The organism is Clostridioides sp. ES-S-0190-01, from assembly GCF_020658275.1.
In the GTDB taxonomy this organism is placed as follows: Bacteria; Bacillota; Clostridia; order Peptostreptococcales; family Peptostreptococcaceae; genus Clostridioides.
This window is the reverse complement of the sequence record NZ_JACVWA010000012.1, coordinates 44,414-56,154: the sequence shown is the minus strand read 5'-3', so window position 1 is coordinate 56,154 and position 11,741 is coordinate 44,414. Positions and strand designations below refer to the sequence as shown.

The 11,741-nt window shown below is 27.6% G+C and carries 13 protein-coding genes; 12 read left to right on the top strand and 1 reads right to left on the bottom strand.

Annotated features, from left to right (window positions below):
• The first annotated feature begins 84 nt into the window (after positions 1-84).
• The 12 genes from IC214_RS01885 (at position 85) to IC214_RS01835 (ending at position 9,978) form a co-directional block, all read left to right on the top strand.
• Entirely contained in the window at positions 85-573 is a 489-nt protein-coding gene (locus tag IC214_RS01885) for a flavodoxin family protein (RefSeq protein ID WP_227433368.1), read from the top strand.
• Positions 574-762: 189 nt separating this feature from the next.
• Positions 763-2,691, top strand: coding sequence for an EAL domain-containing protein (locus IC214_RS01880; protein WP_227855411.1), 1,929 nt, complete (start codon positions 763-765; stop codon positions 2,689-2,691).
• Positions 2,692-2,896: 205 nt separating this feature from the next.
• Entirely contained in the window at positions 2,897-3,307 is a 411-nt protein-coding gene (locus IC214_RS01875; protein ID WP_227433366.1) for a universal stress protein, read from the top strand.
• A 21-nt stretch (positions 3,308-3,328) separates the two neighbouring features.
• A complete protein-coding gene (locus IC214_RS01870; protein WP_227433365.1) occupies positions 3,329-3,631 on the top strand; it encodes a PTS sugar transporter subunit IIBC in 303 nt (100 codons plus the stop codon).
• 183 nt (positions 3,632-3,814) lie between these two features.
• Entirely contained in the window at positions 3,815-3,979 is a 165-nt protein-coding gene (locus IC214_RS01865; protein WP_413926625.1) for a [Fe-Fe] hydrogenase large subunit C-terminal domain-containing protein, read from the top strand.
• Entirely contained in the window at positions 3,934-4,074 is a 141-nt protein-coding gene (locus IC214_RS21045; protein WP_413926630.1) for a [Fe-Fe] hydrogenase large subunit C-terminal domain-containing protein, read from the top strand. Before IC214_RS01865 ends, IC214_RS21045 begins: the two co-directional genes overlap by 46 nt.
• A gap of 106 nt (positions 4,075-4,180) precedes the next feature.
• Positions 4,181-4,717 (top strand): rubrerythrin, encoded by a 537-nt coding sequence (gene rbr / locus IC214_RS01860; RefSeq protein ID WP_227433364.1) that lies wholly within the window; start codon positions 4,181-4,183, stop codon positions 4,715-4,717.
• A 31-nt stretch (positions 4,718-4,748) separates the two neighbouring features.
• Positions 4,749-5,138 (top strand): Fur family transcriptional regulator, encoded by a 390-nt coding sequence (locus IC214_RS01855; protein ID WP_227433363.1) that lies wholly within the window; start codon positions 4,749-4,751, stop codon positions 5,136-5,138.
• A gap of 37 nt (positions 5,139-5,175) precedes the next feature.
• Positions 5,176-5,562 carry a desulfoferrodoxin family protein gene (locus IC214_RS01850; RefSeq protein WP_227433362.1) on the top strand — a complete coding sequence of 129 codons (387 nt, stop codon included), beginning with the start codon at positions 5,176-5,178 and terminating at the stop codon, positions 5,560-5,562.
• Between the two features lie 133 nt (positions 5,563-5,695).
• Positions 5,696-7,147, top strand: a complete 1,452-nt coding sequence (locus tag IC214_RS01845) for a glutamate synthase-related protein (RefSeq protein ID WP_227845558.1) — start codon at positions 5,696-5,698, stop codon at positions 7,145-7,147.
• 177 nt (positions 7,148-7,324) lie between these two features.
• Complete coding sequence (locus tag IC214_RS01840) at positions 7,325-8,140, top strand: MBL fold metallo-hydrolase (protein WP_227866160.1); 816 nt, start codon at positions 7,325-7,327, stop codon at positions 8,138-8,140.
• Positions 8,141-8,787: 647 nt separating this feature from the next.
• Entirely contained in the window at positions 8,788-9,978 is a 1,191-nt protein-coding gene (locus tag IC214_RS01835) for a hypothetical protein (RefSeq protein WP_227482974.1), read from the top strand.
• Between the two features lie 277 nt (positions 9,979-10,255).
• On the opposite strand, the gene IC214_RS01830 is transcribed toward IC214_RS01835, so the two are convergent.
• Positions 10,256-11,383 (bottom strand): DEAD/DEAH box helicase, encoded by a 1,128-nt coding sequence (locus tag IC214_RS01830; protein ID WP_227863168.1) that lies wholly within the window; start codon positions 11,381-11,383, stop codon positions 10,256-10,258.
• Positions 11,384-11,741 lie beyond the last annotated feature (358 nt).

Sequence of the window (11,741 nt, the reverse complement as noted above, 5' to 3'; positions counted from 1 at the left end):
TAGTTCTTTGTAGGATAGTAAAATAAGTGCTATAATTTGACATATAATAAATTATTTTTATTACACATTAAGGAGGGATTGAAATTGAAAATTACAATATTGTATCAAACAAGAAGTGGAAACACAGAAAGGGTAGCTAAGTTAATAGAAGATGGTGCTAAAAAGGTAGATGGAATAGAAGTTAGACTTATGAGATTAGATAGTATTGATACAGAGTATTTAAATGAAAGTAAAGCAGTAATATTTGGAACACCAACATATTTAGCTAATACAACTTGGGAAGTAAAAAAATGGTTTGATGAGGATTCAAAAAAGATAAATCTAGCTGGCAAGTTGGGAGCAGTTTTTGCTACATGTGACTATGTCTGTGGAGGTCCTGATGTAGCAATTCTTACTATAGTAGGGCATCTAATGGTTAAGGGAATGCTTGTGTACTCTGGAGGTGGCTCTTTAGGAAAACCATTTATACATTTAGGACATGTACATTCAATTGAAGGACCAGAAATACAAGACGAAAAAGCTGTAATATTTGGAGAAAGAATTGCTACAAAAGCAAAAGAATTATTTGCTTAATTTCTATATACATAACAATGCTTGAAATAAGTTTAATGTTTTAATGGGAATTTAAGGTAAAAATTGTATACAAATAAAAATTTTCCATAAAATTACTCAATATGCTATCAATATGAATTATAATATGATTGTAAACATATTATATTAAATAAAATAGATAAAATTAAACGATAATAGTGAGGTAAGTTTATGGTATGGCATATAGAATATGAAATTTTTTCTGCAATTATAGTTATTTTTTTGATGGTATACTTTTTTAAAAGTAAATTTATACCTACTTTACAAAATAAAATATATTGTGCACTTTTAATTTGTTCATTTTTATTCATAATTTCAAATGTTTTAGGCTCACTTTGTCTAAATAATATAGACAAACTTCCAATTTTTTTAACTGCTTCATTGAATCAAATATATTTATTTTTATTGCCAATACCAGCGGCTCTTGTATTATTTTATGTCATGGCTATTATTTATCAAGATATTAGATATATGAAAAAAAAGCTTTTATTTTTATCTATACCACTTATAATTTGTATGATTCTATCTATAACTAATCCTTTTACACACATTTTATTTGGACTGTCAAAAGAAACAGGTTATGTACGTGGTTATGGATATGCTGCAACTTTTTTATCATTTTTCTTTTATGCAATATATTCGGCATTTTTATCTTTTAAATACAAAAAAGCAATGCATGAATCTAAAATATGGGCTATTAGAGGTTTTCTCATAGTTTCAATTATAGCAATTATTTTGCAGGCAATTTTTTTACAGTATCTTCTTACAGGAACAGCATGTGCATGTAGTTTGCTCTTGACATATCTCTCCATGCAGAATAGAGGTCTTATCATTGATGACCTTACTGGTGTACTTAATAGACAATCCTTTATTCAAGAACTAGATTTAAATATAAATACTGAACAATCAGGATTTATCATTACAATTGCTCTTGATGATTTCAAATTTATGAATGAAACTTTTGGAACTAAAAATGGAGATATTGCATTAAAAGAGGTTGGGAAATATTTGATTCATATTCATGATGTAAATCATGTGTATAGAATAGGAGGAGATATATTTTCTATTGTTGTTAATAGCCAGTTAGGTATATCTCCAGAGAAAATTACTAAACAGATAGAAGAAAGATTTAAAAAAGCATGGCTAATAGAAGAGATAAGTTTTAACTTATCAACTAGTATTGCAGTTGTTTCTTTTCCAGAAAATGCTGAAACGACAGAAGATGTTATAGTTGCAATTGATTTCTCTATACATGAAGCAAAACGCTCTGAATCAAGACAAGTTATTTATGCAGATGCATCTATAAGTGAAAAGATAAAGAAAAAACATATAATAAAAAATTGTTTGAAAGAAGCTCTAGAAAATGATGGCTTTGATGTATATTATCAGCCTATATTTTCTACTAGTAAAGATAGATTTGCTTTAGCAGAGGCTTTGATTAGGCTAGAACATAAAGAGTTAGGGTTTATACCACCAGATGAATTTATACCAATTGCAGAGCAGACAGGTCTTATTAATTCAATTGGGTTAGTGGTTTTTGAGAAGGTATGTAAATTTATAGCTAGTGATGATTTTGAAGATTTAAAGTTAGATACCATAGCTGTCAATCTTTCTGTAGTACAATGCATGCAAAAGAATTTGGCTGATGATTTGTTTGATATTATGAAAAAATACAAAGTGCCACCAAATAAATTTAAACTTGAAATTACAGAAACTGTGGCATCAGGTTCATTTAATATAATTAGAGAGACAATGGAAAAATTAATTACTTTAGGGGTTAAATTTGCACTTGACGATTTTGGGATAGGTTATTCTGGAGTTACTAATATGCTTTCCTTACCATTTTCAGTAATTAAGTTAGATAAGAGTCTGATTTGGTCTATGAATGAAGATAGTAAGCATAAACTCACAGTTGAAACTATTATATCTCTTATAAATAAATTAAATATGAAAGCTGTAGCAGAAGGTGTTGAAACCATTGAATACGCTAAAGATTTAAAGTCTATGAATTGTGAATATTTACAAGGGTATTATTTTTCTAAACCTGTTCCAGAGGAAATTTTAAGGGATTTGTTGAGAGAAAATGCTTTTACAGTTTAATACCCTTTATTTTTTTAATTACAATTTTGTTCATTGACACTATTAGCTAAATATTATAAAATTAACACAATAATAAATATTAAAATTATTATATATATTATTAATATTTAATATTAATTCCTAGAGTAAAGATTTATTATATATTTTTATAGCTTAAAATATATATTTTACTTAATTATTCTAACGTAAGAAAGGAAGATGTGACATGAATAAAAAGAAAATATTAGTACCAATTGATGGAACAGAAAGAAGTATGCATTCTTTGGAATTTATACAAGGAATATTCAAAAAAGATGAAGTCGAAGTGGAAATAATGAATGTAAAAGAACTAGTATTTATTGATGGCATATCCCTAGCTGAAGAGATAAAGAATTCTGAGAACTTAGGAAGACGAATCCTGGACAGAGCAGCAGAGATAATGGGAGAGTATGATGTTAAAGTTCATTTTACTTTTGGTTATCCAGGAGATGAAATAATTAGAAAAGCAAAAGAAGATAATGTAGATATTATAGTTATGACAAAATCTACTAAAAAAGGTCTAACAAGAATGATAGGTTCAGTAACAGCAAGTGTAGTTAAACAAGCAAAGTGTATAGTAATGATTGTACCGGAGTAGAATTAGTGAGGTATCTGAAATATGAATAAAAAAATAGCAGCAGTTTGTGAAAGTGAAAAAAGTTCAAATTCTCTTAAAGAAGCTGCAAATATTTTAGGGTTTGACTTAGTTTATGAAATTCAAAACGATGGAAGTATAAAAAATGAACTTTCTATGTATGATATAGAAGATGCATCTATAGTGTTATTTGTTACAAGTGATTCTATAGAGGGTATAGAAAAGATTGATAGATTTATAGATAGGGAGTTTTATGAGGTCGAACCAAAATATATAATAAGTGATGCAAAATCTATAGTAAATGAAATTTTAATAGATTTAAATTAATCTTAAAAATATAGGAAAAGCTTCAAGTAAATAGTATTTACTTGAAGCTTTTTTAATATTGAGGATTAAATTATATTTGTTATTAGACAATATTTAGATGAAACACTCATTTACTGAAGTTAGAATTCCTATTGAAAAGGACAATCCTGCAATACTTAGGGATGAATATATGTTGAAGAAAAGATGGTTTCTGCTTTAAGAAAATTAGGGGCAGATTATGTATTTGATACTACATTTTCAGCTGATTTAACCATTATGGAAGAAGCATCTGAATTAATAGAGCTTATAACAAAGAATGATAAATCACTAAATTTACAAGTTGCTGTCCAGTTTGGGTTAAGTTTGTAGAAACATTTTATCCAGAACTGATACCAAATTTATATACAGAATATAATTCTAAAAATTACATGTTAAATAATATATTAGAAAATGAGAATATTTAAATAAAAAAAATAATATTATATATAGTTGACAAAATGTGGAAATTAATATACTATATAAATATAGAAATAGTAATCATTACTATTATTAAAAAGGGAGGAATTAATTATGAACTTAAAAGGAACTAAAACAGAAAAGAATTTAATGGCAGGATTTGCAGGGGAATCAGAAGCAAGAAATAAATATACATACTATGCATCAAAAGCTAAAAAAGAAGGTTACAATCAAATAGCTGCTATATTTGAGGAAACTGCTAACAATGAAAAAGAACATGCAAAACTATGGTTTAAACTTTTACATGATGGAATGCCTTCAACAGAAGAAAATTTAAAAGATGCAGCAGCAGGTGAAAATTATGAGTGGACTGACATGTATGCAACATTTGCTAAAGAAGCTAGAGAAGAAGGATTTGACAAAATAGCTTATTTATTTGAAGCTGTTGGAAGAATAGAAAAAGAACATGAAGAAAGATACTTAAAACTTTTAGAAAACCTAAATGAAGGAAAAATATTTAAAAGAGAAGAAGAAGTTGTTTGGCAATGTCAAAACTGTGGTCATGTGTATGTAGGTACTGAAGCACCAGAAAAATGCCCTGTATGTGACCATCCAAAAGCTTATTTCAATATAAAAGCTGAAAACTATTAAAAATTATTATAATTAAAAAGGAATGTTAACTATGAAATTTTCTAAACAAAGAGAACTGATTTTAAATGAAATATTAAATAATCCAGTTCATCCTACTGCTGATTGTTTGTATGAAAGTCTAAAAAAAGATAATCCGAGTTTAAGCTTAGGGACTGTGTATAGAAATTTAGCTCAGCTAACAGAACATGGTTTTATAAAAAAAGTTAGTATTCCAGGAAATCCAGATAGATTTGATGGTAGAATAGAAAATCACTATCATATTATATGTGAAGTATGTGGAGAGGTGTACGATTTAGAATCTGAAATTCTTAGCAATTTAAAAGAATCAATATCAGAAGAAACAGACATAAAAATAACATCTTATAACATAAGTTTTAAAGGGATTTGTAATAATTGTAGAAAGTGTAGTCAAGTAGGTTAACTTTTCAAATTCTAAAAATAATTAATGAGGTGAGTTTATGTGTAGTGAAAAAAGATTTTTTATATGTGAGACTTGTGGTAATCTTATAGGGATGATACACAGTGCAGGTGTTCCTGTTTTCTGTTGTGGAAAGCCTATGAAAGAGCTTGTTCCTAATACAACAGATGCAGCAGTTGAAAAACATGTGCCTGTGATTGAAGTTGATGGAAATAATGTTACTGTTAAAGTGAGTAGTGTTGCTCATCCAATGACTAAAGAACATCATATAGCATGGGTGTATCTTATGACTGAACAAGGTGGTCAACGTAAATGTCTAGCAGTAGATGGAGAACCTGTAGTTAAATTTGCTTTGAATGATGACGATAAAGTAATATCTGCATATGCTTATTGTAATTTACATGGATTATGGAAAGCTGAATTGTAATATTTAAATAAACTGAATTAAAAAGGAGGCTAAAAAATAGAAATTTATTTCTATAAAAATAGCCTCCTATAAATTTATATAATCTCAAATCTTAATTTATTTTGAGATTAATAGCGTATAAGGAGAAAATAATATGTCAATTTATAAATGTAGTGTTTGTGGATATATTTATGATGAATCTAAAAATGATAAAACATGGGATGAGTTAAGTGAAGACTGGACATGTCCTGTATGTACAAAGGGTCGTAGTTATTTTGGAAAAATAAGTACAGTGTATTTTGAAGGTGAAGAAAAGAAAGAAAATAAAATAGAAGCATCTGTTCAAGAAAAATCTGATGTGAGTAGTGAAAAAACAGGCGATTTAAATTATTTAAATACATATTTAAGAAGAGATGATGAAGTTGAACAACATATGGATATAATTCATGAAATGGCTGTTACAGGAAAGTCTATAATAGAGCCTATGAAAACTAAACTACCAGTAATTTCTTGGGATGATATTTTAATTATGGGAGCTCAATTAAATCCATTACCGCTAAATGAACATGATGAAGTAAATACAACAACGATAATAGGAAAAAAAGCAAAAAAGCCTATGGTAATAGAAAATCCAGTTTATATTTCTCACATGTCATTTGGCGCCTTGTCTAAAGAGTTAAAAATAGCTTTAGCAAAAGGTGCAGCTAAAAATAAAACAGCTATGTGTAGTGGTGAAGGTGGTATATTACCAGAAGAAAAGGAAGCTTCATATAAGTATATTTTTGAATATGTACCAAATAAATATAGTGTAACTGAAGAAAATCTTAAAAATTCTGATGCTATAGAGATAAAAATTGGTCAGGGAACAAAGCCTGGAATGGGAGGTCATCTTCCTGGTGAAAAAGTAACTGAAGAAATTGCAAAAGTTAGAAATAAACCTGTGGGGCAAGATGTTATAAGTCCATCTTGTTTTGAAGAAATACAATCAAAAGAAGACTTAAAGAAACTTGTAGATGAACTTAGAGAAGTTTCAGAAGGACGTCCAATTGGTATTAAAATTTCAGCAGGGCACATTGAGAAAGATATGGAATTTATAGCTTATGCTAAACCTGATTTTATGACTATTGATGGACGTGGTGGAGCTACTGGAGCAAGTCCAAAGTTACTTAAGGATGCAACTTCAGTTCCAACAATATTTGCTCTTTATCGTGCTAGAAAATACATAGATACACATGGATTAGATATAGATTTAGTTATAACAGGTGGGCTTCGTATATCTACTGACTTTGCTAAGGCTATAGCTATGGGAGCTGATGCAATTGCTATTGCTAGTTCTGCACTTATGGCAGCAGCGTGTCAACAATATCGTATATGTGGTTCTGGTAAGTGTCCTGTAGGAGTAGCTACTCAAGATGAGGAGTTAAGAAAAAGATTACATATAGAAAATAGTGCAAATAGAGTGGCAAATTTCTTAAATGTTAGTCTAGAAGAACTTAAGACTTTTGCTAGAATTTCTGGTCATAAAGATATACATGATTTGAGCGTTGATGATTTATATACAGTTAACTCTGAAATATCAAATTATACGAATATACAACATGTATAAATTTTATAAAAAAAACTATTTAAAAATATGAGTTTATAAAAGAAAATAGATTTTATAAAAAGAGAATTTTATATTATAGAATTCTCTTTTTTAATGTGAAAATTGGAGAGATTAAATTGTAAAATACCTTGTAATATCGTACTATTAAACTAAACAACAATTTAAGGAGTGATTAGTATGGAAAAAATGCAGATACAAGTTCTCGTTGATAATAATACATATATTGATAGATACTTTGTTGGAGAACCAGCAGTTAGTTACTATATTGAAATTGATGGAAATAGAATTTTATTTGATGCAGGATATTCAGAAATATTTATATCAAATGCTGAAAAAATGGATATAGATTTAGGTGACTTGACTCATATTATTTTTTCTCATGGACATAATGACCATACAAGGGGTATTCAATTTTTAGAAAATAAATATGATTTATCTAAAGTTAAACTTATAGCACACCCTAATTGTTTTGAACCTAAAAACTGTGGGGAGGATAATATAGGAGCACCATTTTCTATTGAGAAAGTTAGAAATATTTTTATGTATGAACCAACTAACAAACCTTTTAAGATAAGTGAAAATTGTATATTCTTAGGAGAGATTCCATCTGTAAATAATTTTGAAAAAAGAGCTAAAATAGGAAAATATAAATCAGGAGATTCATGGGAGGATGATTATGTTTTAGATGATTCAGCTATAGCATGTAAGACCGATAAAGGTGTTTTTATTGTTACAGGATGTTCTCATAGTGGAATTTGTAATATAGTGGAGTATACCAAAAAATTATGTGGTGATAATAGAATTGCTGGAATCTTGGGTGGTTTTCATCTTTTTGAATTGGATGATAGACTAGATAGTACTATTCAATATTTAAAAAAAGAAGAAATAAAAATGTTGTATCCTTGTCACTGTGTTTCTTTTAAGGTAAAAGCCAAGATGAATGAAATGTTAAATGTAAATGAAGTTGGAGTAGGATTAAACATAAATATATAGTATATTAATAATGAGTTTGGAAAAATAAATTTTATTTAAAAAAATTAAGGGAATTAACAAAAATTACAGGTGTATAAATTAAAAGCAAAAAGATACTTTCTAAAAGAAAGTATCTTTTTTATATTATATATTTATTTTAAGATAAATAGAAATGTATAGTATTAATTTGTTGAAAGAAGAGTTATTTTTAATTATTTAGTATTTTCATTAGTAGATAATTATATCATGTATTAATAATAATGATATAAGAGAAATAAATTAAATTAGTTTATCTAAATACAATATTATTTTAAATATAAATTTATTTTTATATATAAATCTTAATGATTTCAATAAGAACGCAAATACAGTAATAAATAATTATGACCATTATAGGTATGTTAAGTATTTTCTAATTATAGAAATTGATTTGTAAAAAATTTAACACTATAAAAACGATTTCATATAAAATAACAGGATATAAAAATATTATTAATTCATAATAATAAAATAAATATATAAAATTTACTTGAGTTAGAAATAAAAAAACTAAAATTGTAAATTTTTAGAAAAATTACGGTTGAATTAACTTGACAAAAATGTTATTCTTTTGTCAAATGTATGTTAAATTATAAATTTTTACTATTATTTCTAGAGGGGATGATTTTATGCAAAAAAATGTAAAAAAAGCAAAAGCAACAGGCTCTATTCTAGCTATATTTGGAGTTGCAAGTGTTCTTTTTAGTTCGCATGCAGGTGGAGGGTTTGCTACAGGTAATCAAGAAACACAGTATTATGTGCAATATGGATGGATTGCACCACTCATGGCAATTTTAGCAATGATTATACTTACTGCCACTATGAGAGAAGTTATTATAATGTATAATAATAATAATTGTAAGAATTATAAGGACTTATTTTGTGAACTTTGGAATCCATATCCAAAGCTTGAAATAATATGGGAGATATATTATTATTTAATGGTTTTAATAGCTGTAAGTGCTGTTATAGCAGGTGCAGCAGCAGTTTTCCAAAGTATAGGAATTAATTATTTTATAGCTGTCTTTATTATCGGAATTGTACTTCTTGTTTTTACTATATTTGGAGCTATGCTTGTATCTAAAGCAGCAACAGCAATGACAATAGCTATATTAGTATGTACTCTTACTATTTTCATAGTGGGTATAAAAGCTAAGGTACCAGAAATATCTGAAATATTTTCAAATAAAACGAGCTTCACACCTGGATACTTTAAGCCAATACTTAATACTCTTATTTATGCAGGATTCCAATCAGTTGTTATACCTACACTTGCAAGCTGTTCAAGACCACTTCTTAAAAATTCCAAAGAAGCTACTAAAGCAATGCTAGTTTCATTTGTTATGAATGCAGTTGCGTTGGGGCTTGCTGTAACTATGTTAATGGGATGGTATAGAGAATTTACTGCTGCTGGGCAAACAACTCTTCCTACTCTTTATGTTGCAGGTCAATCTGGAAATAACACTATATACATAATTTATAATGTAGCACTATTCCTTTGTTTGATGTCTACAGGAGTAACTACAATATTTGGTCTTGTAAATAGATTTGAAGACCATAAAGCACTTTCTTTCCTTTCTTCAAAAATGAAAAGAAGAGTATTTACAGCATGTGCAATAATGGTAGTATCAATGCTTATATCTTTGACAGGGTTAAGTAACATAGTTAAGTATGGATATGGGTATTGTGGCTATCTTGGTCTATTCACTATAGTTATACCTTTTCTAACATTAGGTCACTATAAGAATAAGAAATTTGCAAAAGAACATCCAGAGGCTAAGTGGCCAGCTGATTTAGATGAGAATGTTGAGAATTTATAGTATAAATTAGTAGTTTAAGTATAAAAAGATGGTCTAGAAAAGATTCATTAATGATGATTTAAGTGAAAAATTAATATAATATTAATAGCAGAAAAAATTTAAAATGATGTTAACAATATTATTAAAATGAAATGATATGAAAATAAAGTAAAATATAAAAATGTATGTGAATTTATCTAGGATAAGTACGCATACATTTTTATTTATGACTTTATTCAATTTTTATTTATACAATAAATATTGAAAATATGTTTTATTATTTGATAGTTGCCTTATATTATAATTCTATAATTCTTCTATTAATTTTAGATTCTATAGCTGTTTCAATTTCACTTAACATTCTCTCATTTTTAGGGTCAATAAAAGCACAAGTATAACCCTGTTCTCCAGCTCTACCAGTTCTACCAATACGATGAATATAGTCTTCAGGCGTTTCTGGTAAATCGTAATTATATATGTGACTTACTCCAGATATATCAAGACCTCGAGAAGCTACATCTGTGGCTATTAAATATTGTATTTCTAAATTTCTAAATGATTTCATTATTCTTTCTCGTTTTGATTGTGCAATATCACTATGCAACTTTTGACAATTATATCCTCGTATAGCAAGAGCCTCTTCAAGGTTGTCAACTCTTCTTTTAGTTCTACAGAATATTATAGCCATAAAAGGATTGTCTTCATTTAAAACACTGCATAAAGCATCTAATTTCTTTCTATCTGTAGTTTCTACTACTTCCTGCTTTATATTAGTAAGAGTAATTTCTTCTTTTTCAATAGAAACAACAACAGGATTTTTTGTATATCTATAAGCTAATTTTTTAACTTGAGAATCCATAGTTGCAGAAAAGCATAATGTCTGTTTTTTATTTGAAGTTTCTTTTAAAATAGCTTCAACTTCATTTTTAAATCCCATAAGCAACATTTGGTCTGCTTCATCTAAAACAAAAGTTTTTAATTTGCTAAGGTCAATTGTTTTTCTATTTAAGTGGTCTAGAAGTCTACCTGGTGTAGCTATAATCATATGAATATTTCCTTTTAGTTTTTTTATCTGAGAACCAATGTCTTTTCCACCATAAGCTGCTAGAATATTTATATCCTTAGATTCTTTAAGTTTTATAGCTTCTTCTGTTATTTGAATAGCAAGTTCTCTAGTTGGAGACAGTACAAGTACTTGTATATCATCTACATCTAATGATATATTCTCAAATATCGGAAGCAGGAAAGCCAGTGTTTTACCTGTCCCAGTCTGCGCTTCGGCTATGACATCTTTTCCTGATTTTATTAAGGGGATACTTTCTTTTTGTATAGGTGTAGGTGTTGTTATTCCTGATGTTTTTATAATATTTATAGTATTTTCGCTAATTCCTAAGCTCTTAAAATCCATTATTATCTTACCTTTCATGAAAAATTTTCTATTTTATTAATCAATTAATAATATCATATTTGTAAGTATTTTTAGTAATTTTTTCGATTATTATTTATATAGTTTAAAAATATAGTGTATAACTCTTAAAATATAGTGTAGATTAAATTGGATTTTAGCTAGAATTTTAGAGGTTTATTTTAAAAGGTTTTTTGAAAATAAATCTATTTATAAATTAAATTAAAATGCAAGAAAAACATAATAACTTTCATTTTTAAGAAGTTTTCACAAAAAGGAAAAAATATAGTGCAATAATTAATATAAAGTAATATAATAGATTACAAGATATGAAAAGCTAAAAAAATAAATTGCAAATGAAATTAAAATGAATAAAAAA

Coding starts and splice junctions, on each gene's coding strand:
- IC214_RS01880 (WP_227855411.1), top strand. CDS start 763: ATGGTATGGCATATAGAATATGAAATTTTTTCTGCAATTATAGTTATT.
- IC214_RS01875 (WP_227433366.1), top strand. CDS start 2,897: ATGAATAAAAAGAAAATATTAGTACCAATTGATGGAACAGAAAGAAGT.
- IC214_RS01870 (WP_227433365.1), top strand. CDS start 3,329: ATGAATAAAAAAATAGCAGCAGTTTGTGAAAGTGAAAAAAGTTCAAAT.
- IC214_RS01865 (WP_413926625.1), top strand. CDS start 3,815: ATGGTTTCTGCTTTAAGAAAATTAGGGGCAGATTATGTATTTGATACT.
- rbr (WP_227433364.1), top strand. CDS start 4,181: ATGAACTTAAAAGGAACTAAAACAGAAAAGAATTTAATGGCAGGATTT.
- IC214_RS01855 (WP_227433363.1), top strand. CDS start 4,749: ATGAAATTTTCTAAACAAAGAGAACTGATTTTAAATGAAATATTAAAT.
- IC214_RS01850 (WP_227433362.1), top strand. CDS start 5,176: ATGTGTAGTGAAAAAAGATTTTTTATATGTGAGACTTGTGGTAATCTT.
- IC214_RS01845 (WP_227845558.1), top strand. CDS start 5,696: ATGTCAATTTATAAATGTAGTGTTTGTGGATATATTTATGATGAATCT.
- IC214_RS01840 (WP_227866160.1), top strand. CDS start 7,325: ATGGAAAAAATGCAGATACAAGTTCTCGTTGATAATAATACATATATT.
- IC214_RS01835 (WP_227482974.1), top strand. CDS start 8,788: ATGCAAAAAAATGTAAAAAAAGCAAAAGCAACAGGCTCTATTCTAGCT.
- IC214_RS01830 (WP_227863168.1), bottom strand. CDS start 11,383: ATGAAAGGTAAGATAATAATGGATTTTAAGAGCTTAGGAATTAGCGAA.